At 43.1% G+C, this 22,899-nt stretch carries 16 protein-coding genes and 1 riboswitch; of the genes, 9 read left to right on the top strand and 7 right to left on the bottom strand.

Annotation, left to right across the window (positions count from 1 at the left end):
* Nucleotides 1–196: 196 nt before the first annotated feature.
* The 3 genes from CKV74_RS06600 to putP all read left to right on the top strand — a co-directional run bounded on the left by CKV74_RS06600 (nucleotide 197) and on the right by putP (nucleotide 6,347).
* Nucleotides 197–910: a GntR family transcriptional regulator gene (locus tag CKV74_RS06600; protein ID WP_095176906.1), complete on the top strand. Its 714-nt coding sequence runs from the start codon at nucleotides 197–199 to the stop codon at nucleotides 908–910.
* Between the two features lie 484 nt (nucleotides 911–1,394).
* Nucleotides 1,395–4,847: a bifunctional proline dehydrogenase/L-glutamate gamma-semialdehyde dehydrogenase PutA gene (gene putA / locus CKV74_RS06595; protein ID WP_007242138.1), complete on the top strand. Its 3,453-nt coding sequence runs from the start codon at nucleotides 1,395–1,397 to the stop codon at nucleotides 4,845–4,847.
* Between the two features lie 9 nt (nucleotides 4,848–4,856).
* Nucleotides 4,857–6,347 carry a sodium/proline symporter PutP gene (gene putP, locus CKV74_RS06590; RefSeq protein WP_007242116.1) on the top strand — a complete coding sequence of 497 codons (1,491 nt, stop codon included), beginning with the start codon at nucleotides 4,857–4,859 and terminating at the stop codon, nucleotides 6,345–6,347.
* 54 nt (nucleotides 6,348–6,401) lie between these two features.
* On the opposite strand, the gene rpsO is transcribed toward putP, so the two are convergent.
* Entirely contained in the window at nucleotides 6,402–6,671 is a 270-nt protein-coding gene (gene rpsO / locus CKV74_RS06585) for a 30S ribosomal protein S15 (RefSeq protein ID WP_005628925.1), read from the bottom strand.
* A 334-nt stretch (nucleotides 6,672–7,005) separates the two neighbouring features.
* On the opposite strand from rpsO, the gene CKV74_RS06580 reads away from it, so the two are divergent.
* Nucleotides 7,006–7,812, top strand: a complete 807-nt coding sequence (locus tag CKV74_RS06580) for a shikimate 5-dehydrogenase (protein ID WP_007242062.1) — start codon at nucleotides 7,006–7,008, stop codon at nucleotides 7,810–7,812.
* Here the strand turns inward: CKV74_RS06580 and CKV74_RS10660 are convergent.
* From CKV74_RS10660 to CKV74_RS06560, 4 genes are all read right to left on the bottom strand, one after another.
* Complete coding sequence (locus CKV74_RS10660; protein WP_095176905.1) at nucleotides 7,809–8,009, bottom strand: substrate-binding domain-containing protein; 201 nt, start codon at nucleotides 8,007–8,009, stop codon at nucleotides 7,809–7,811. The two genes, CKV74_RS06580 and CKV74_RS10660, sit on opposite strands and share 4 nt — an antisense overlap.
* Before the next feature lie 125 nt (nucleotides 8,010–8,134).
* Entirely contained in the window at nucleotides 8,135–8,626 is a 492-nt protein-coding gene (gene ilvN / locus CKV74_RS06570; protein ID WP_007242125.1) for an acetolactate synthase small subunit, read from the bottom strand.
* Nucleotides 8,626–10,353 carry an acetolactate synthase 3 large subunit gene (locus tag CKV74_RS06565; protein ID WP_095176904.1) on the bottom strand — a complete coding sequence of 576 codons (1,728 nt, stop codon included), beginning with the start codon at nucleotides 10,351–10,353 and terminating at the stop codon, nucleotides 8,626–8,628. Before CKV74_RS06565 ends, ilvN begins: the two co-directional genes overlap by 1 nt.
* 258 nt (nucleotides 10,354–10,611) lie before the next feature.
* A complete protein-coding gene (locus CKV74_RS06560; protein ID WP_007242154.1) occupies nucleotides 10,612–12,132 on the bottom strand; it encodes a Na+/H+ antiporter NhaC family protein in 1,521 nt (506 codons plus the stop codon).
* A 53-nt stretch (nucleotides 12,133–12,185) separates the two neighbouring features.
* A riboswitch (Lysine riboswitch) is annotated at nucleotides 12,186–12,356 on the bottom strand.
* A 262-nt stretch (nucleotides 12,357–12,618) separates the two neighbouring features.
* Between CKV74_RS06560 and CKV74_RS06550 the strand changes: the two genes are divergently transcribed.
* The 4 genes from CKV74_RS06550 to CKV74_RS06530 all read left to right on the top strand — a co-directional run bounded on the left by CKV74_RS06550 (nucleotide 12,619) and on the right by CKV74_RS06530 (nucleotide 19,583).
* Nucleotides 12,619–14,379: a class I SAM-dependent DNA methyltransferase gene (locus CKV74_RS06550; protein ID WP_007242072.1), complete on the top strand. Its 1,761-nt coding sequence runs from the start codon at nucleotides 12,619–12,621 to the stop codon at nucleotides 14,377–14,379.
* The gene (locus tag CKV74_RS06545) at nucleotides 14,372–15,631 is read left to right on the top strand and encodes a restriction endonuclease subunit S (RefSeq protein WP_007242082.1); all 1,260 of its coding nucleotides are present in this window, start codon (nucleotides 14,372–14,374) and stop codon (nucleotides 15,629–15,631) included. Before CKV74_RS06550 ends, CKV74_RS06545 begins: the two co-directional genes overlap by 8 nt.
* The gene (locus CKV74_RS06540; RefSeq protein WP_007242089.1) at nucleotides 15,624–16,223 is read left to right on the top strand and encodes a hypothetical protein; all 600 of its coding nucleotides are present in this window, start codon (nucleotides 15,624–15,626) and stop codon (nucleotides 16,221–16,223) included. The genes CKV74_RS06545 and CKV74_RS06540 overlap by 8 nt, the downstream gene beginning before the upstream one ends.
* Before the next feature lie 198 nt (nucleotides 16,224–16,421).
* Nucleotides 16,422–19,583, top strand: coding sequence for a type I restriction endonuclease subunit R (locus CKV74_RS06530; protein WP_095176902.1), 3,162 nt, complete (start codon nucleotides 16,422–16,424; stop codon nucleotides 19,581–19,583).
* 206 nt (nucleotides 19,584–19,789) lie between these two features.
* Here the strand turns inward: CKV74_RS06530 and CKV74_RS06525 are convergent, their stop codons facing one another.
* Nucleotides 19,790–21,106: an NCS2 family permease gene (locus tag CKV74_RS06525; RefSeq protein ID WP_007242099.1), complete on the bottom strand. Its 1,317-nt coding sequence runs from the start codon at nucleotides 21,104–21,106 to the stop codon at nucleotides 19,790–19,792.
* A 185-nt stretch (nucleotides 21,107–21,291) separates the two neighbouring features.
* Between CKV74_RS06525 and CKV74_RS06520 the strand changes: the two genes are divergently transcribed.
* Nucleotides 21,292–21,822, top strand: a complete 531-nt coding sequence (locus tag CKV74_RS06520; RefSeq protein WP_007242150.1) for an inorganic diphosphatase — start codon at nucleotides 21,292–21,294, stop codon at nucleotides 21,820–21,822.
* A gap of 50 nt (nucleotides 21,823–21,872) precedes the next feature.
* On the opposite strand, the gene bioB is transcribed toward CKV74_RS06520, so the two are convergent.
* On the bottom strand, nucleotides 21,873–22,895 hold the full coding sequence (gene bioB, locus CKV74_RS06515; RefSeq protein ID WP_007242152.1) for a biotin synthase BioB: 1,023 nt from the start codon (nucleotides 22,893–22,895) through the stop codon (nucleotides 21,873–21,875).
* Nucleotides 22,896–22,899: the final 4 nt, after the last annotated feature.

Below are 22,899 nucleotides of genomic sequence, written 5' to 3'. Positions count from 1 at the left end.
AATATTTCCTCTAGAAAGCCATCATTTTGGCGCATTCTAACTTAAACATATTTTACATGCAACAACTTATACGTAAAAGTTTAAAACTTTTTCGTAAAAGAGTGATGTTCATCATATTTTATACGTATAGCATTTGGGATTTTATGATATGCTATAGCTATACCTATGGAACAAACGGCAGATAAAGAGATTAAAAATGAGCAAGTACAAGCAGGTTTATAATGAAATAAAAAACCAAATTAACAATGGTAATTTAGCGCCGTTACAAGAACTCCCAAGCGAAAATGAGCTCATGCAAAGCTATGGTTTTTCTAAAGATACTATCCGCAGAGCGCTTTCTTTACTTGAAATTGATGGCTATATTCAAAAGCAACAGGGCCGAAATTCGATCGTTTTAGAACATGACTTATCGAAACCACAAATGCTTTCTGAAATTAAAACCGTCAGCGAATTAAATAGCGCTTCAACACATCAAGTGAAAACCACATTAACCAGCTTGTATATTGTGCAAGGCGAAGAAGAATTGATGCAGTTCTTTAACGTAAATGATCAGATCGATTTCTACCGCATTGCTCGTCTGCGTGAAATTGATGGCGAAGCCGTTGAGTATGAAGTTTCCTATTTTGATCGCCGCATCGTGCCTTTTATTAGCCGAGAAATTGCTGAACACTCTATTTATCACTATTTGGAAAACGAATTAAAATTAAAAATTAGCCACTCACAACGAAAAATTGTCTTTCGTTATGCAAATGAAGAAGAAAAAAATGCGATAAATCTTGGGGAGTATGAAATGGTTGTAAATGTCACCAGTACAACTTATTTAGCGGATGGGCGACCTTTTCAATATGGAAGCATTAGCTACCGTCCGGATAAAATTGCGTTTACTTCAACCGCAAAACGAAATGTATAATTTTTATCTATCATCTTATTTTAAGCTTAACAAGCTTCTCTAGAGTGATGATATTCATATGGATAGAAATTTGATGCAAGAAATACGATAAAGCCCCTGTTTATGGGGCTTTATGTTTTTATGGGAACAACACTAAAAGGAGCTGGAACAGTGTTTTCATTTGCATTGTAAGTTTTTACTCTATGCAAATATTTTTTCGTTCATATTTTATGTTTTTCAACATACATCAATAAAATCAATAACTTAGAATAAATTTTTAGCAAAACTCTATATTTCAGGATGGCGTTTTAAAAATCCTTAAACGCAAATTCAAACGCTCCCCTTCGCCTCCTGCGGGCTCTCCATTCGTCATTATTTCCATATTTTTAATGTGACTTTGCTCACATATTCATCAAAAAGCGATTTACATTTCACCTTTTTACTTTATTTTTTAACATATTCATAACATTACACCGGCTCAAATTACATAATAAGGAGTATCGCTATGCAATTCACACTATCCAAACAATACAGCCCCGCCCGCCAAAACATCACGAAAAACTATCGACTGGATGAAAAGACCGCTGTCGATCAGTTGATGGCGACCTTAGATTTCACTCCAGAGCAAGAGCAACGCATCACCGATAATGCGATCAAACTCATTAAAAAATTGCGCAAAGATAAACAAAACCAACACGGCGCCGATGCGTTAATGGAGGAATTTTCCTTAAGTAGCGAAGAAGGCGTAGCTTTAATGTGTTTGGCCGAAGCCTTATTGCGTATTCCTGATGATGAAACCCGTGACGATCTGATTCATGAAAAACTACAAGCCGGCAACTGGAAATCCCATATTGGCAATGCTCGCTCGTTTTTCATTAACGCTGCCAGCTACGGTTTATTATTCGGCCAAAAAATGAGTAGCGCCCTCGATGAACAGGCGTTATCCAATACCCTCACCAAGCTACTTGCTCGCCTCTCAACTCCTTTTATGCGAGCCGCGGTTATGCAATCCATGAAAATCCTAGGTAAACAATTTGTGACTGGTGTGACCATGCCGGAAGCGTTGAAAAATATTCAACCACGCTACAATAAAGGATTCACCTTCTCCTTCGATATGTTGGGGGAAGCGGCCATGACCCAAGCCGATGCGGATCGTTATTTCAATGATTATTTACACGCTATCGAAGAAGTGGGTAAAAATGCCGTTGGACGCACCATTTACAACAGTAACAGCGTATCGGTCAAACTCTCAGCAATCCATCCAAAATATTGGCGTGCCAAATATGATCGCGTGATGGATGAGCTTTATCCACGAGTCAAGCAACTATTTGTTTTAGCTCAAAAATACAACATCAGCGTGAATATTGATGCGGAAGAAGCCTCCCGCCTTGAATTATCCTTAGATTTAGTGGAAAAACTGCTCGATGAACCGGAATTGAAGGGCTATAAAGGTATTGGTTACGTAGTACAAGCTTACTCTAAACGTTGCCCATTCGTATTAGATTATTTGATTCATTTAGCACGCGAAAAACAAGGCTATTTGATGATCCGCTTAGTCAAAGGTGCTTACTGGGATAGTGAAATCAAATGGGCACAAACCGATGGTTTAGAGGGATTCCCTCTATATACCCGAAAAAATCATACCGATATTTCCTACATTGCCTGTGCTAAAAAACTATTAGCCGCCCAGGATGTGATTTACCCACAATTTGCCACCCATAACGTACAAACCATGTGTACCATTTATGAATTGGGTCAAGGCAAACAATATGAATTCCAATGTCTGCAAGGCATGGGTGAAAGCCTTTACGACAATATCGTCGGTAAGGAAAACTTTGATCGCCAAGTACGCGCCTACGCCCCTGTCGGTACGCATGCCACATTATTGGCTTACTTGGTGCGCCGCTTATTGGAAAATGGCGCTAACTCTTCTTTCGTACACCAATTGGTGGATGAAAACATTCCGGTTGAACGCCTAGTCACTCCGCCTTGGAAGCTTTATGAAAAATCCCACGGCGAACCAAATAAATTGGTGAGAAAACCATTGGAAATTTTTAGAGATCGCCGTAACTCGGCCGGTTTTGATCTAACCAATGAGTTTGTACTAGCCAAACTGGAACAAGCGCTGAATCAAGCCAAGATAGAAAATGCCACATCCTTAACCTTACTCAGCGATGCCAAACATGAACCGCCTCATCAAGTAGTAAATCCAGCCAATCTGGCTGACATCGTTGGTGAAGCCTCATTCTTGCAAACCGCTGAAGCTGCGCGCGTATTCGAGGCTGCGGATAATCAACAATGGCAAGCCACAAGTGCAGCTGAAAAGGCCAATATATTACGCAAAGCCGCCGATCTTTATGAAGAAAATCACGGTTTATTAATGAAGTTGGCTGTCACCGAAGCCGGCAAAACCTTGCCAAATGCCATTGCAGAACTGCGCGAAGCCGTCGATTTCCTACGCTATTACGCCAATCAATTGGAGCGCTTGGCTAATCATCAACAATTGGCTGAGGCGCGCGGTAAGATCCTATGTATTTCGCCTTGGAACTTCCCATTAGCCATTTTCACCGGCCAAGTGGCCGCCTCTCTGGCTGCAGGAAATGCAGTTGTGGCTAAACCGGCCGAACAAACCTCATTAATTGCCTATGCAGCAGTTAAATTGTTACATCAAGCCGGTATTCCGCAGGCGGCTTTGCAATTGGTATTAGGTGCGGGTGAATTAGGAGCGGCCTTAGTTCAACAAGCCTTTGATGGTGTCGTATTCACCGGTTCAACCGAAGTGGCCAAATTGATTGAAAAACGTCTGGCCGAGGCTGATAACGATCCGGTATTAATCGCTGAAACAGGCGGCCAAAATGTCCTAGTTGCCGACTCCTCCGCCTTACCGGAACAAGTGGTTGCCGATGTATTAAGTTCGGCCTTTGACTCCGCAGGCCAACGTTGTTCTGCATTGCGTGTATTATTGCTACAAGAAGAAGTTGCCGATCACTACTACCCAATGATCCGAGATGCAGTTAAAGAGCTTGCCCTCGGCGATCCGAGCCAACTCGCAACGGATATTGGCCCGGTTATTGATGATGAAGCGCGTAAAAATCTAGAAAATCATAAAGAAGTGATGCGTAAGGTAGCAGTAAATTACAGCGAATTGCCAACCCCAAGTGGCGGCCATTTCGTCTCCCCTGCGATATATCTACTAGATAATCTAGATCAACTACAACGGGAAGTATTTGGACCGATTTTGCATATTATTCGTTATCGTAAAGATGATTTGGTGAATGTGCTTAACCAAGTCAACGCCAAGGGATATGCATTAACCGGCGGTTGCCACAGCCGAATTCGTAAACACATTGAATTGGTTGAAAAACACCTACATTGCGGTAACTTCTATATCAATCGCAATATCGTTGGTGCCGTGGTTGGTGTACAACCATTCGGTGGACACGGACTTTCCGGTACCGGACCAAAAGCCGGCGGTGAGTTTTATTTACAACGCCTCACCAAAACCCCTCGTTTTTACAGTGAATTTGCTGATGCGGATAATTTGGCAAAAACCAAACCGCGTTTAGAAAGTATCACCGGTGAAGACAATACTTTGGCTTATTTGCCTTGTGAAGTTGCTATTCTTAATGGGGAATTAACCCAAGCACAGGCTGCTGCTGAAAAATTATTGGCGAACGGCTTTAGTGTATTAGTTGAGCCAAGCCATCCTTTAGCGAAAGCGGCAAAAACAGGCATTCGGGTTGCTACTACTCTTGACAGCTGTCAGAAAGGTATCTATCTTGCTCCGCTTGCCCAAGCGCAACGTCAATGGTTAGCCGCCAATAGTCGAGCAATTTTCAAATGCTTTGACTGGCAAACCGTACAAGATCTATTACCGCTTTATGACGAGTTCTCCCGCAGCTATAACACTACCGCTGCCGGTGGAAATACATCATTAATGGCAGCACAAGAAGAATAAGGAGGCATTATGCAAATTTACATTACCTTCGGGCTGTATCTTCTCATCATTCTTAGTATCGGCTTCTATGCCTATTATTCGACTAAGAACTTCGATGACTACATTTTAGGCGGCCGTAAAATGGGCAGTTTCGTGACTGCGATGTCAGCCGGTGCATCGGATATGTCCGGCTGGTTATTGATGGGACTCCCTGGTGCCATCTTCCTTTCCGGACTTTCCGAAGCCTGGATTGCCGTTGGTTTAACAATCGGTGCCTATATGAACTATCGGGTGGTTGCCGGTCGATTACGTATTTTTACGGAAAAATACAATAACGCCCTCACTTTACCGGAATTCTTTGCGCAACGTTTTCCACGTCAGAAAAAAGCGTTAAAGATCATTTCCTCCGCCATTATTTTGTTCTTTTTCACCATCTACTGCGCCTCCGGTGTTGTAGCGGGTGCTAAATTATTCCAAAGTTTCTTAGGCTTGGATTATTCCACCGCGCTTTGGCTTGGCGCATTTGCCACCATCAGTTACACCTTTATCGGTGGTTATTTGGCAGTGTCTTGGAGTGATACCATTCAGGCATCATTGATGATCTTCGCGCTATTATTAGCGCCAATTATGGTGTTACTACACTTCAGTTGGGATGATATCCAAAACGCACTTACCGCTAAATCCGCATTAACCAATATTCCTTACAGCAACTGGCTACATAATGTCTCCGGGATTGGGGTAATCTCCGCCTTGGCATGGGGCTTAGGCTATTTCGGCCAACCGCATATTTTGGCACGTTTCATGGCGGCTGATTCCGTTGTCTCATTGGAAAAAGCCCGTCGTATCGGTATTACTTGGATGGCAATATGCTTAGGTAGTGCCGTGGCTGTAGGATACTTCGGTTTGGCCTACTTCTCTGCAGAAGGTATTGAATTAACAAATGCGGAAACCGTCTTTATCGAGCTAACCAAAACCTTATTTAACCCATGGATTGTCGGTATCGTACTCTCCGCTATCTTAGCAGCGGTAATGAGTACCCTTTCCGCTCAGCTGTTAATGTGTTCTGCAGCGATCACCGAAGACTTCTATAAAGGGTTCTTACGCAAAAATGCAGGCAGCAGAGAGTTAGTATGGGTTGGTCGTGGAATGGTATTGGTTATTGCGCTAGTCGCCATTGCGATTGCCCAAGATCCAAACTCCAAAGTGATGGGATTGGTGTCTTACGCCTGGGCCGGATTCGGTGCAACCTTTGGTCCAGTGGTGATTTTATCGCTCTTTAACCGCAACATCAGTTCTAAAGCCGCGCTATGGGGCATGATTTCCGGGGCAATAACCGTAGTGGCTTGGAGTCCGCTAATGCGTTTCCTTGGTTGGATTGATTTGTCCAATCTCTATGAGATCATTCCAGGATTCTTAATGTGTTCCTTCATTACCATTACTTCATCCTTGTTTGCCCAAGCTCATCCGAAAGTCATCGAGCAATTTGATGAAGCCTTGGCCGAATATGAATCCCGTCGCTAGGATTCAGACATAAAAAAAGCACGCTTCATTGCGTGCTTTTTTATTGTCTTTAAATTAGCGACGTAAACCAAGACGTGCGATAGTGCTTTGGTATAAAGCTAAATCGGTACGTTTTAAGTAGTCTAATAATTTACGACGACGGGAAACCATACGTAATAAACCACGACGACCATGGTGGTCTTTTTTATGCTCAGCAAAGTGAGCTTGTAAGTGGTTGATTTGTGCAGTTAATAATGCGATTTGAACTTCGGAAGAACCAGTATCTTTCGCATCGCGACCAAATTCAGCAACGATTGCTGCTTTTTTTTCAGTACTTAGAGACATTTTTTACTCCTAAAAGGTAGTGTTATTAATACATCATTCGCCGATCTCTAACTCAGCGATGACAGGAGCGGGCATTCTACTGAGCAATTGCGCCAAACGCAAGGCGAATTTCCAACTTTTCGGTAAAAGCCTTTTCCATATAAAAAAGCCAATCGGCACAAAATATGATAAAAATAATGAATTCTCCAACCAACTCTAATAAAATCAATGACTTACGTGTTATTTTTAGCAAAACTCCAAAAACTGAAGGGGCGTTTAGCTTGATGCTAATCTTTACTTCTCAATATCACAAAAAAGCGGTATGGTTAGGGAAAATTCATTTCGGAGAAACATTATGTTAATCAATAAAGATACCCAACTGTGCATGTCCCTTTCCGGCCGCCCTGGCAACTTCGGGACCCGTTTTCACAATTATCTTTACCAAAAACTGGGTCTAAACTTTATTTACAAAGCCTTTACTACTCAAGATATTGAACACGCAGTAAAAGGCATTCGCGCCTTAGGTATTCGCGGTTGTGCAGTTTCTATGCCATTTAAAGAAAGCTGTATGGCATTTTTAGATAAAATCGCCCCTTCCGCACAAGCAATTCAATCGGTCAATACGATCGTCAATGATCAAGGCTTTTTGCGCGCCTACAATACGGACTATATCGCCATTGTGAAGTTAATCGAAAAATACCAATTAAATCCGCAGGATTCCGTTATTATTCAAGGCAGCGGCGGAATGGCCAAAGCAGTCACCGCAGCATTTAAGCATAGTGGCTTTGAAAATGTCCAAATTTATGCTCGTAATGCCGTAACAGGCCAGCATTTAGCGGCGCTTTATGGCTATCAATATAGCCATGTATTAACACCGGCGGATATTTTAGTGAATGTCACCCCAATCGGTATGCAAGGCGGCGCAGAAGCTAATGATTTAGCATTTAGTGAAGAACTCATTGAACAAGCCAAAACAGCTTTTGATGTGGTAGCCTTGCCGGCAGAAACACCGTTTATCTGCACTGCCCAACGCTTAGGCAAACAGGTTATTTCCGGTGCGGAAGTGATTGTGTTGCAAGCCGTAGAACAATTTGAGTTATATACCGGCATACGACCTGAGCAGTCTCTAATTGAAGAAGCGGCTGCTTTCGCTCGTGGTTAAATCATCAAAAAGCCGTGGCGCTGTATAATTTCTCGCGCGGCTTTACTGATTAAAAAATTAAATAGCCTCACCACATCCGTTTTTTCCGTTAACCGGGCTGCCATATACTCGACTCGAATTTGTAACTTTTCCGGCAAATCGTGACAAAGCAGCCCATCTTCTTGCAAGCGAAGACGATAATGTCCATAGCCCAACATCATCTCGGCATAGTTATTTTTTAATAAATATTCTATTTTTAAAACTTCTGTTTTCTAGAGAGCGTTGGGGAAGTGATTGGCGAAAAGAAAGGCCGTCAATTGACGGCCTTTTTCAAGATAAAAAATTACAGTACATTTTTCTCGCCACGAGAAAGGCTGACTAAACCGGAACGGACGATTTCGATCACAGACGTATCCTCTTTCACCGCATTGACAAAGGCATCCAGTTTGTCCTTAGTACCGGTCAATTGAATGGTATAGGATTTCGGTGTGACATCCACAATCTGCCCACGGAAAATATCGGCCAAACGTTTGATTTCATCGCGTGAGGTGCCGGTCGCACGCACTTTTAACAACATCACTTCGCGTTCCACGTGCTCATGCTCGCTGAGGCTAATCACCTTGAACACATCCACCAATTTATGCAATTGTTTCTCGATTTGTTCCAACACTTGCTCATCCCCCACTGCAGCAATGGTCATGCGAGATAGGGTTGGATCATCGGTCGGTGCCACGGTAAGGCTTTCGATATTAAAGGCACGCTGGGAGAACAAGCCGACCACGCGTGATAAAGCACCGGATTCATTTTCCAGTAAAACGGATAAAATTCTACGCATTATTTATTCTCCCCTTCTTGTGGTTTGGACAAAATCATTTCGTTCATTGCCCCGCCGCGTACTTGCATTGGGTAAACGTGTTCCGTTTCATCCACATTAACATCAACAAATACCAATTTATTTTTAATTTTAAAGGCTTCTTCCAATTTACTTTGTAATTCATCCGGTGATGAAATTTGAATACCGACATGTCCGTAAGACTCCGCCAATTTCACGAAATCCGGTAAGGAATTCATGTAGGTTTGTGAATGACGTCCGGAATAAATCAAATCCTGCCATTGTTTTACCATGCCAAGGAAATGGTTGTTCAAACAAATCACCACCACCGTAATGCCATATTGGATCGCCGTGGAAAGTTCTTGAATATTCATTTGAATACTACCGTCACCGGTGACACAAACCACGGTTTTCTTCGGATGGGCTAATTTCACGCCAAGTGCGGCCGGCAAGCCGAAGCCCATAGTACCTGCGCCACCAGAATTGATCCAACGACGCGGTTTATCAAAGGCATAGTGCAGTGCCGCAAACATTTGGTGTTGTCCCACATCAGATGCAATATAGGCATCGCCCTTGGTAATGCGATGTACAATTTCCATTACCTGTTGTGGTTTGATTACGCCGGAATTACGATCGTAATCCAAGCATTTTTTCGCCCGCCATCCCTCAATTTGTTGCCACCAGTCGGCAAGATAATTGGCCGGACGGGAAGTGCCTTGCTCTCCGAGTAAACTTAAAAATTCATTTAATACATTTTTCGCATCGCCGACAATTGGAATATCCACATGAACATTTTTCGAAATAGAAGTCGGATCGATATCAATTTGAACAACTTTGGCATTCGGGCAATATTTAGCCAAATTATTGGTGGTACGGTCATCGAAACGTACGCCCACACCAAAGATTAAATCACTTTCATGCATTGTATTATTGGCTTCGTAAGTACCATGCATACCAAGCATGCCAAGGAACTGTTTATCCGAGCCCGGATAAGCGCCTAAGCCCATCAAAGAAGAGGTTACCGGTAAATTCAATTGTTGGGCAAATTGGGTTAATTGCTCGTGACATTCTGCCGCTACCGCGCCACCACCAACGAACAATACCGGTTTTTTCGCCACCAACAATGCTTTTAACGCTTTTTTGATTTGTCCTTTATGGCCTTGTGTTGTCGGATTATAGGAACGCAATTCTACCGAGCTTGGATATTCATACGGGAATTTATTATTTGGATTGACCGTATCCTTCGGAATATCTACTACTACCGGGCCAGGGCGACCGGTCGAAGCGATATAAAAGGCTTTTTTCAAGGTTTCCGGAATATCTTCTGCTTTTTTCACGATAAAGCTATGTTTCACCACCGGGCGAGAAATCCCCACCATATCGCATTCTTGGAAAGCATCACTACCGATCAAATTACTCATAACCTGACCGGAAAGAATAACCAACGGCACAGAATCCGTATAGGCGGTTAAAATACCGGTAATCGCATTCGTTGCGCCCGGACCGGATGTCACCAATACACAACCCACTTTGCCGGTAGCACGCGCATAACCATCGGCCATATGCACCGCTGCTTGTTCATGACGCACTAAAATATGTTCAATACCGCCTAGGGTATGAATCGCATCATAAATATCCAACACCGCACCGCCAGGATAACCAAAGACATATTCTACGCCCTCATCGCGTAAGGATTGCACCACCATTTCCGCACCGGATAATTTCTTCATAACTCTCTCCTAAAATCTTTCGTTTATGGCGAATTTGTTTGACGTGAGGCACATAATACCGAAGACAAAGTCGTTGTAAAGGCAACAAAATGGCTAACAAGACCAACGAAATAGATTTAAATTCCAATAAACATTTAAATATTGGTTTTTTATAAAGTATATTTATTTAAATACAAAAAAAATGCGACTTTATGCCGCATTTTATAAAAATATAAACTTTTTTAATTTTTATTTTAAAGTTTGAGCCAGATCACATTTTTAGCGTTTTTTCACAATGAATACGATTAATGCCAAGCTTACACCTGTGGCAATGAATCCTGCCAAACCTGACAGACTAAACCCAACAACCACATAGCCAATCGCCGTTGCTGCAGCAACCGCACCCGCGTAAGGTAATTGAGTGGTAACGTGATCAATGTGATTACATTTCGCACCGGTTGAAGACAAAATCGTAGTATCGGAAACCGGAGAACAATGGTCACCACACACCGCTCCTGCCATCACCGCAGAAAGACAAGGTAATAACAATTCCGGTGCACTATTGCTAGCCATAGCAGCGGCAATCGGTAGCATAATCCCGAAGGTTCCCCAGCTGGTACCGGTGGAGAATGCCATTAAGCAACCCAAAATAAACAACAACACTGGTAGGAATTCTACCGGAATATTGCCGGTAACTAGTGAAGAGAGATATTTACCGGTTTGCGCATCGCCCACCACTTTATTAATAGTCCAAGCGAAGAATAAAATCGCAATCGCGCCAGACATGGATTTGATACCGATCCACCAAGATTTGAAATATTCGCTCACGCCAACTTGACGTTCCCAAATAATCAACAAGGTAGATACTAATACCGCGCAGGATGAACCAAAGACCAATGAAATTCCCACCGTGGTATTTTCAAATGCGCCTAAAATACTAAAAGCTTTACCATCGGCAGCTAAGGCTTCATAACCGGTGAATAGCATCATAAATACCGTGGTAATGATTAACACTACAATTGGCAAAATCAAATTAATCACTTTACCTTTCACGCCATCAATTGCCTCTTCCTCGTCATCGCTACGTTCCATGGCCAAGCTCTCATGACGCGCCATGGTGCCGATATCAAAGGAAAAGTAAGCGACAAAGAACACCATTAATAAAGAGAAAATGGCGTAGAAGTTCATTGAACTCATCGCTACGAAGGCGCCCATTGGGGTATATTCAGTGATTCCATAAGTCACCAATAAACCACCAACCAATGAAATGATATACGCCCCCCAACTGGATACCGGCATCATTACACACATTGGTGCTGCGGTGGAGTCTAAAATATAGGCCAATTTCGCTCGTGAAACGCGGAAACGGTCGGTCACCGGACGGGCAATTGCCCCCACCGCCAAGCTGTGGAAATAATCGTCGATAAAGGTAACAAACACCAAGCAGGCGGCTAATAATTTCGCACCGCGACGACTTCTGATCTTACTTTGTGCCCATTCGGCAAATGCACGATTACTGCCCGAAACGGTTAACAATGCCGTTAACACTCCAAGCAATAATAAGAACAGAATAATGTTCATATTGGAGTTGATTTCGCCATCGGCATACACCAACGCCGCCACGTTTTTGGCTAAATAGGTGAATGCATTCAACGGATTAAAACCCGCCAACATCAATGCACCAATAACGATCCCCGCACTCAGTGAAATTAATACACGACGGGTTGCGATGGCCAACACGATCGCCAATAAAGGCGGTACGATAGACCAAATTGAAGAAGAATAATCGATAAGATCCATTAGGTTATCCTATAACTTAATGGAGCGCGGGCAGGCAAGAAAACAAAGAAAAGACTCACCGTAGCGCTCCATAGTGAAAAACTATGACAGTAACGTTCCTTTCGAAGACGCTACCAACCAGTCAAAATGACTTTCAACCGATTTCGGCGGCCATTCCTTTCGTTATTCATCTCCGCTATCCGCTCCAAATAACTACTTATAATGTCCGCACCTCTACGTTGCGGGCACAAGATTACTCTAAAAAACCTAAAATTTCCAATAGTTTATTCCCCGCCCATGGAAAACGCCCCCTCAGTTTTCAGAGTTTTTGCTAAAAATCAACTTAACCTATTGATTTTATTAGGGTTGATTTAAAAAATAAACATTTAGCAACAATCAAGTCTTCCAGCCTTAGCCATGGCGCATTCCAATTCTCCCTATTGACTCTATTTATTTTCCTGTTTCAGCCAATTGCTATTTGTTACCCTTTGTTTTTTCTATAGAATAATGCCCGTCTTAATCACCGAAAATAACCGGCAATCATACCTGAATTGCGATCCATCTCAGATTTTTAGCAAAAAATACTTTACCGAGGATAAATTTTATGCAGAAACCACTAAAAATGCGCTTGATAACCCCGCTTTACAACAAGCCTTCCTAAACGATCTAGACGAAAAACTTTGGTCATCTGCCGATAAACTGCGCCAGCAGCTTGATGCCGCCAATTACAAACACATCGTACTCGGCTTAATTTTCCTTAAATACATCTCCGACAGCTTCACTCATCAGCAGGAAAAAATTCAGGCGGAGCTGAGCGATCCCGAAAATCCACTCTATCTTGACCGCACTTTTTACGACACCGAAGAAGAATATCAAGAAGCCTTAACAGCCGAACTGGAAAACCGCGACTACTACACCGCCGACAATGTGTTCTGGGTGCCGCAGCAAGCCCGTTGGGACGAGATTAAAGCCGTTTCCATCTTAAACATTGGCGCAGAGCTGCCTTGGGGCGGGAAATTTTCCGGCGTAGCCAAACTGATTGACGATGCCTTCGATGCCATTGAAAAAGACAACGAAAAACTCAAAGGCGTACTCCAACGCATCAGCGGCTATGCCGTAAACGAAGACACCCTGCGCGGGCTGATTATCCTCTTCTCCGATACCAACTTTACCCGTCCGACTTACAACGGCGAGCCTGTACATTTGGGCGCAAAAGACATTCTCGGCCACGTTTACGAATACTTCCTCGGTCGCTTTGCCCAAGCCGAAGGCAAGCGCGGCGGACAATATTTTACGCCGAAATCCATTGTTTCCCTGATTGTCGAAATGCTCGAGCCATACTCCGGCCGCGTATATGACCCGGCCATGGGCAGCGGCGGCTTTTTCGTGCAAACCGAACGCTTTATCACCGCTCATCAAGGCAACATCAACAACGTTTCCATCTACGGGCAAGAATTCAACCCAACCACATGGAAACTCGCCGCCATGAATATGGCGATTCGCGGCATTGATTACGACTTCGGCAAACACAACGCCGACAGCTTCACCCAGCCGCAACACATCGACAAAAAGATGGATTTCATCATGGCAAACCCACCCTTCAATATCAGCGATTGGTGGAGAGAATCCCTGGCCGACGACCCACGTTGGGCATACGGTACACCGCCGAAAGGCAACGCCAACTTCGCTTGGCTGCAACACATGATTTACCACCTCTCGCCAAAAGGCAAAATGGCATTGTTGCTTGCCAACGGCTCCATGAGCAGCCAAACCAACAACGAAGGCGAAATCCGCAAAGCCATCATCAATGCCGACTTGGTGGAATGTATGGTCGCCCTGCCCGGCCAGCTCTTCACCAATACCCAAATCCCCGCCTGTATTTGGTTCTTAAACCGCAACAAAAAGCGTCAAGGCAAAGTATTGTTTATCGACGCCCGCCAAATCGGCTATATGAAAGACCGCGTATTGCGTGATTTCACCGCTGACGACATCGCCAAAATCGCCGATACCCTCCACACTTGGCAACAATCAGACGGCTATGAAGACCAAGCCGCTTTCTGCAAATCCGCCACTTTAGAAGAGATGAAAGACAACGACTTCGTCCTCACACCGGGACGCTATGTCGGCACCGCAGAACAAGAAGACGACGGCGTACCTTTTGCAGAAAAAATGCAAAATCTGACCGCTCTTTTGAAGGAACAATTTGCGAAAAGTGCGGAATTGGAAGCGGAGATTAAGAAGAATTTAGGGGGATTGGGGTATGAGTAACTTAGGGCAACACCTGAAATTTTCTAATGGAAAAACTTCACCAAACAGAACTGATACTGGTTTTTATCCTGTCTATGGGGCTAACGGAATAATTGGTTATTCATCTGAATATAACTCTGATGAAAATACAATTATTATTGGAAGAGTTGGCTCATATTGTGGAAGTGTACATTTTTCAGATAAGAAATGTTGGGTAACAGATAATGCAATATCTGCAAGAAGTATGAATTTAAAAGAAAGTATTTTTTGGTTTTATTATTTAAAATCCTTAAATTTAAATAGCATGCGTGTAGGATCTGGCCAACCTCTTTTAAATCAAACTATTTTAAAATCTATTTCTCTTCCTGATTTAAATATCAACAAAATAAAAGTTGGGGAAATTTTGCTTAGTTTTGACCAAAAAATAGATCTCAACACCCAAATCAACCAAACCTTGGAACAAATCGCCCAAGCCCTGTTTAAAAGTTGGTTTGTCGATTTCGATCCCGTGCGTGCCAAAGTCCAAGCTCTTTCAGACGGCCTTAGCCTTGAACAAGCAGAGCTGGCAGCCATGCAGGCAATCAGCGGAAAAACCCCCGAAGAACTGACCGCACTTTCACAAACACAGCCTGACCGCTACGCAGAATTAGCCGAAACCGCCAAAGCGTTTCCGTGTGAGATAGTGGAGATTGATGGGGTTGAAGTGCCGAAGGGGTGGAATTTGAAAGCCTTGGATAAAATTGCAAATTATCAGAATGGTTTAGCATTGCAAAAATTCCGTCCTGAAGATGACGAACCATTTTTACCTGTTGTGAAAATTGCCCAATTAAGACAAGGTTATGCCGACGGTGAAGAGAAAGCTAAAGCAAGTATTAAGCCTGAATGTATTATTGATAATGGCGATGTGATTTTTTCTTGGTCAGGAAGTTTATTAGTGGATATTTGGTGTGGTGGAAAAGCTGCACTAAACCAACATTTATTCAAAGTCACATCTAAAAGATATCCTAAATGGTTTTACTATTTTTATACCAAATATCATTTAGCTGAATTTCAGCGTATTGCCTACGACAAAGCCGTAACAATGGGGCATATTAAACGTGAGCATTTATCTGCTGCGAAATGCATCGTGCCAAATGATGAATTATTAGCAAATAAAACATTAGAAAATATTTTAGAAAAAATTATTTTTAACAGGCTAGAAAATTTCAATCTTCAAGATACAAGAGATTTATTATTGCCTAGATTATTAAATGGAGATATTCAAAATGAATAAAAATGTAATTGATTACATTGATAAGATCAGAAATGGAATTTTGCATGACAAAATTTCTACCGATATACCTAATTATAGATTACTTTGTTCTGCGTTGGATATTGTTTCTGATGCTGAAGATGGAATTTATAGCTATCTAAATTTAAAAAATGAAAATGGTAGAGGTCTTAATTACATATATTGTTATGGAATTATATCTTTGGCAGAAACTGAAGCCCATGCAATAAAAGTAATTTATAAAATATTGCTTAATAAAGATTTAGATATAGCCTCAATTCCCGATTTAGATATAGTGAGATTACTCAGAAATAAAATATTTGCTCATCCTGTCGATTTAAGTCAACGACACGGTAAACAAGGTTTTGGTATTGTTGCTAGCTACTTATCAACTTTTAGCTTTTCGCCTTACTCTTTTGAAAACGATGATTATCAAAGTGATAATGGATTAAGTTTGTATGAAAAAGTCAAAAATTTAGCCAGTAATAAAACAAACTATAATGATCTAATCATTGACATTAAAGAATTGATTGAAAAACAGCAGATCATTTTATGTGAATTATTGAAAGAAATAGAAACCGAATACCAGTTATAAGATTTCATGAACTTTACCAAATCTCTCCTATCCTCTCTTTGCTAAAGAGGGAGATTATTTGGAAGGTTTGTTGATTACAAGCGGTCGGATTTGCAGAAAAATTTGCCAATAAAAAACATATAAATCCAAATTAAGCCCAATACTATTTTCCTCTTTCGTAAAGGGGATATTTAAAACCAATACACTAAGGAGCTTATCATGCTCAACGAAAACGATATCGAACAACTCACCCTTCAACGCCTGCAATCCCTCGGTTGGGAATATCGCTACGGTAAAGACTTGCCTGTTCATGAAGGCGAGTTTGTCCGTGGCGATTTGAGCGGTGTAGTTTTTATTGAGCAACTGCGTGAGGCGGTGCGTAAACTTAATCCGCAACTGCCTGAAAGTGCGGTTGATTCTGTGGTCAAAGCCGCGACAAAAAGCGATATTGGCGACTTGGTGGTGCGTAATCAGGCGTTTTATAAACTGTTGCGCGATGGCGTGCGGGTGGAATATCAGGCTGACGGCGAGCAAAAAATCGAGATGGCGCGCTTGGTGGATTTTGAGCATTGGGAAAACAACCGTTTTGTTGCCGTCAATCAGCTGGAAATCCGCAGCCGTAAAGGGGGCAAACGGATTCCCGATATTATCGGCTTTGTAAATGGTCTGCCCTTGGTGGTATTTGAGCTGAAAAATCCGTTGCGCGAATCGGCGGATTTGTTGCAGGCGTTTAATCAATTTGAAACCTATAAAGATGAAATTGCCGAGCTATTTGTTTACAACCAAACCCTGATTATTTCAGACGGCATTGCCGCACGTTTGGGCTCGCTTTCGGCTGATTTCCAACGCTTTACGCCGTGGAAAGTGGTGGATGAAAAAAATCAAAGCGCGCGCTTATATTTTGACGATGAATTGCAAAGCCTGCTCAATGGCTTGATGAAGCCTGAGGATTTATTGGACTATATCCGCTATTTCGTCTTATTTGAGCGGGATTCCAACGGTAAAACCATTAAAAAAATCGCGGCATACCATCAATATTACGGCGTAAATGAAGCTGTAGATTCCACCATTTGGGCGACTTCAGAAAAAGGCGACCGCCGCATTGGTGTGATGTGGCACACGCAAGGTTCGGGTAAATCGATTTCCATGTTGTTTTATGCCGGCAAACTGCTTGCGCAGCCTGAATTGAAAAATCCCACTATTGTGGTGGTCACCGACCGCAACGATTTGGACGGTCAGCTTTTCCAAACCTTTTCTTCCGGAAAAGATTTAATCAAACAAACACCACAACAAGTGGAAGACCGCGATCAACTACGCCAACTGCTCGCGCAAAATGAAGTGGGCGGTGTGTTTTTTACCACGATTCAAAAATTCGCCCTAAATGAGGAAGAAAGCCGCTTCCCTGTTTTAAATGAGCGCAGCAATATTATTGTAATCAGTGATGAGGCACACCGCAGCCAATACGGCTTTACGCAAAAATTGCATAAAGGCAAATTTCAGGCAGGCTACGCCCGCCATTTGCGCGATGCGCTGCCTAATGCTTCGTTTATCGGTTTTACCGGCACGCCGATTAGCTTAGAAGATAAGGACACGCAAGATGTGTTCGGGCGTTATGTGTCGATTTATGACTTGCAAGATGCGGTGGAAGATGGCGCAACGGTGCCGATTGTGTATGAAGCGCGCCAAATCCGCTTAAACGAAAAAGAACACGATGAGCTATTCAAAGAAATTGATGATTTGCTGGAAGAGGAGCAATCCCCTGCCCTGCGTTTGCAGGAAAAATTGCTGGGTTCGCAAGCCCGCCTGGCTGATTTAGCCGCGGATTTTGTGCAGCATTTTGCCAAACGCAATGAAGTCGTCGACAGCAAAGCAATGATGGTGGTTTCCAGCCGTCAGATTTGCGTGGACTTATACAATGAAATCATCAAACTGCGTCCTGAATGGCATTCGGACAATATTAACGAAGGGGCGATTAAAATTGTGATGACGGGTTCTGCTTCCGATGCGCCGGAAATGCAGAAACACGTTTACAGTAAACAGGAAAAACAAACGCTGGAACGCCGCTTTAAAGACCCGAACGATCCGCTGAAAGTCGTGATTGTGCGCGATATGTGGCTGACAGGTTTTGATGCGCCTTGCTGTAATACGATGTATATCGATAAGCCGATGCAGGGGCATAACCTGATGCAGGCGATTGCGCGGGTTAACCGTGTATTCCGTAATAAAAGCCGAGAAAATGGCGGCTTGATTGTGGATTATGTCGGTATTGCCGCAAAACTCAAAGAAGCAACCCAGCAATACACTAATTCGCAAGGCAAGGGCAAGCTGACGGATAACGTAATTGATGTGTTCTTTAAAATGAAAGAGCATTTAGAGTTTGTCCGCAGCCTGTTTGCAACGCCGGTTGAAGGGAAAACCTTTGATGTTCAGACGGCCTTAGAAAAAGATAATCCGCATGATCTTTTAATGGCAATTCGTTTTGCCGCTAACCATATTTTGAGCATCGATCAATTACCGTTTGATTGCAAAGTGCACGAACAACACTGGTTTAATAAAAAAGAAACCGAGCCACGCAAAAAAGCCTTTTTGAAAGCGGCGGGATTGGTGAAAAAAGGCTATATGCTATGTGGTGCATTGGCTGAAGTTGAGCCATACAACCAAGAAATTGCCTTTTATGATGCCGTACGCGCTATTCTCACGAAGAGCAAACAAAATGGTACAGGTTCTAATGAAAGACAGATTTTATTGAAAAAATTGGTCAATCAGGCCGTCTATTCCGAAGGCGTGATTGATTTATTTGACCTGTTGGAAAAACCGCAACCACAAATTAGTCTACTTTCTGAAGAGTTTTTGCAGACTATTAAAAACAGCCCGACCAAGAACTTATGGGTTAGCGCGGTGGAGCGTTATTTGGCAAGCGAAATCAAAGCCAAATCAGGCGCGAATCTAACATTGCAAAAAGACTTCGAGCAGCGCTTAAAAGAAGCCCTAAATCAATATCACAACCACAATTTAAGCGTGGTAGAAATTTTGGATGAGCTTTTCAAAATGAGCCAAGACTTCCAAGAACGCTTAGCTTTAGGTGAAAAGCTGGGTCTGAAAAAAGAAGAGCTCGCCTTCTACGAAGCCCTCGCCCAAAACCAAAGCGCCCGCGAACTGATGGGTGATGAAGTATTGAGTAAACTCGCTAAAGAAATTACCGATACTTTAAGACGCTCGGTTACCATCGACTGGCAATATAAAGAAGGGGTACGCGCCAAAATGCGTATTCTCGTGAAACGAGCTTTACAGCGTTATAAATACCCACCGGATAAACAGGAAGAAGCCGTAAGCTATGTGATTAAGCAAGCGGAGGAAATTGCGGAAGAATTAGCTGTTTAAAATATATTTTTCTACACTTGTGGTGTTGTGTAAACTCTCTATGGGCCGGTTTATACCGGCCTTTTAATTGATATCCATTCTTCAAACGCCCTCTCAGTTTTTAGAGTTTTTGCTAAAATACCCTATAACCCATTGATTTTATTATAGTTACCTTTAAAAAAGAAAAAACACGGCAAGCGCCGTGTTTTTTGTCGGGAGATGATGGCTTAAATTGCCCAGCCGCCGGCATAGAAGGCAACAAGAATAATTGCGATGGCGACAGTACCAATGTTGAGGCGTTTAAATTCGCCGCTGACCACTCGACCGATAACCAAAGAAGCGAAACCTAACATGATGCCTGTCACGATGTTTGCGCTGAGGACGATAAAGACTGCACAAATCAATCCGCTCATGGCGCCAACGAAGTCATTGAAATCCAATTTGCTAACATTGCTTAACATTAATAAACCAACATACATCAACGCCGGCGCAGTAGCGTAACTCGGCACTAAGAAAGCCAATGGTTGGAAAAATAACATCAAGAGGAACAATACGCCCACTACAATCGCGGTGATGCCGGTTTTACCACCAGCTGCAGTACCAGCTGCAGATTCGATATACACAGCCGCCGGCGCGGTACCAAATAGACCGGAAAGCAAGCTACTTAAAGAGTCGGAGGTTAAGGCTTTACCGCCATTGATGATTTGTCCGTTTTTGTCCAATAAATTACCTTGCCCGGCCACCGCACGAATCGTCCCTGTGGCATCGAATACTGCTGTCATCACTAAGGCAAACACCGCAGGTAAAATGGTGGCTTGTAAAGCGCCTGCTAAATCTAATTGTAGGAATAAGGAATTTTCACCAAATGATGGCATTTTGAAAACTTGTCCACCGAAGGTCACCTTTGGATCGAAAATTAAACCGATGATCGTGATCGCAATGATCACCCATAGAATAGCCCCTTTTACGCGCATTCTTTCCAAACCGATAATGCAGGCCAATCCAATCAATGACATCAGTACCGGGAAGGATGTGAATTCGCCCATTTTAACCGGAATACCTTTTGTACTGCCAACGATCAAGCCAACGCCATTGGAGGCGATGAGCAACAGGAAAAGACCAATACCGATACCAGCGCCATGCGCGATGCTTTCCGGTAAATTACGTAAAATCCAAGCACGAATACCGGTCGCAGAAATAAGGGTAAAAACCACCCCCATTAAAAAAACGGCACCCAACGCAACAGGAATAGGTACATTCTGGCCGCTAACCAAACTAAATGCCGTAAACGCGGTTAACGAAATCGCACAACCAATGGCCATTGGGGTATTCGCCCACAGCCCCATTAAAATGGAACCGAGACCGGCCACCAAACAGGTAGCGATAAACACTGATTCGGCCGGGAAACCGGCACTGCTTAACATATTAGGTACAACAATGACCGAATAAACCATTGCCAAGAATGTAGTCAATCCGGCAATCAATTCTTGACGGAGGTTTGAGCCGCGGGATTCAAGCTCAAAAAATTTTGCTAAATTAGCCATAATGTTCCTTGAGGGTAAAAAAGAGGCGCTATTTTACCGAAAAAACAGCCCAAGTAAACGTTTGCGCCATTCTATTTATCAACAAATCTTAGCCCTTTTGCCGGCGTGCGCAATTTCACTACATTGGCGAGGGAAAAACTGCTATACTCGCGGCGTTTTTTAACGTCAACTAAAAAGGAAACAACATGGCTGATTTTAATCAAATTTTAACCCCGGGCAATGTCGATGCCGGTATCATCAATGTGGTAAACGAAATTCCGGAAGGCAGCTGCCATAAAATCGAATGGAACCGTAAAGTTGCGGCATTCCAATTGGATCGTGTTGAACCGGCTATTTTCGCCAAACCAACCAACTACGGTTTTATTCCACAAACCTTAGATGAAGACGGCGATGAATTGGATGTGTTATTGCTAACCCGTCAACCGTTAGCAACCGGCGTATTCCTTGAAGCTAAAGTGATCGGTGTAATGAAATTCGTTGATGATGGCGAAGTGGACGACAAAATTGTTTGTGTACCGGCCGATGATCGCGACACCGGCAATGCCTACAACAGCCTTGCGGATGTCCCAGCGCAATTAATCAAACAAATTGAATTCCACTTCAACAACTACAAAGCCTTGAAAAAACCGGGTTCAACCAAAGTAACTCACTGGGGCGATGTGGAAGAAGCGAAAGAAGTCATTCGCGAATCCATTAAACGTTGGAACGAACGTTAATTTCGATTCATTACCCAATTAAAAAAGGCATCTTTCAGATGCCTTTTTATTTAGTCTCGTTTTTTATTCTCTTCCGTTTCCGGTTCTAAATCCAATTTAGCCATCAACAGGCGATCGCCATCCTCTTCCGGATTGCCCGTTACCAATAGCTTGTCGCCATAGAAAATAGAATTCGCACCGGCCATAAAGCACATCGCCTGCATTTGTTCGTTCATTTCACTACGTCCGGCCGATAAACGCACATAGCTTTTTGGCATAGTAATCCTAGCAACCGCAATGGTTCGTACAAACTCCGTCCAGTCTAATTCTTCCGCATCAGCCAATGGAGTTCCTTCAATTTTCACCAATTGATTAATGGGTACTGATTCAGGCTGGGGATCTAAATTAGCAAGGCTAGCAATCAAACCAGCACGCTCCTTGCGGGTCTCGTTCATACCGACAATACCACCGCAACATACTTTTAAGCCAGCGTTGCGTACTTTTCCTAAGGTACTTAAACGATCATCAAAACGGCGAGTACCGATCACTTCTTTATAATGCTCCGGCGCGGTATCCAAATTATGATTGTAGTAATCTAAGCCTGCTTCCTTGAGCTCTTCGGCCATGCCATCCTGCAATAAACCAAATGTACCGCAAGTTTCCAACCCTAAATCTTTTACTGCGCGGATAATTTGGGTGACTTTTTCCATATCCTTCGGCTTAGGGCCACGCCATGCGGCCCCCATACAAAAACGGCCTGCACCGCGTGATTTGGCGATCTTGGCCTTGGCGATAATTTCCTCTACATCCAATAATTGTTGGTTTTGTACGCCGGTTTGATAACGCGCGGATTGTGGGCAATAGCCACAATCCTCCGGACATCCACCGGTTTTAATCGACATGAGGGTGGAAAGTTGGATCGCCTGTGGATTGAAATGCTCACGATGAATTTGTGCAGCACGATAAATCAATTCTAAAAAAGGCGTTTCAAATAACGCTTCTACTTTACAAACCGACCAATATTCCACGGATTGATGTGGTGTAACTGAAGAAAGTTGTAGTTCATGGGTGTGATTATGGTTATGACAAGTCATCGAG

The sequence above is a fragment of the Haemophilus pittmaniae genome, assembly GCF_900186995.1.
Classification (GTDB): domain Bacteria; phylum Pseudomonadota; class Gammaproteobacteria; order Enterobacterales; family Pasteurellaceae; genus Haemophilus_D; species Haemophilus_D pittmaniae.
This window is presented reverse-complemented; position numbering and strand designations above follow the sequence as displayed.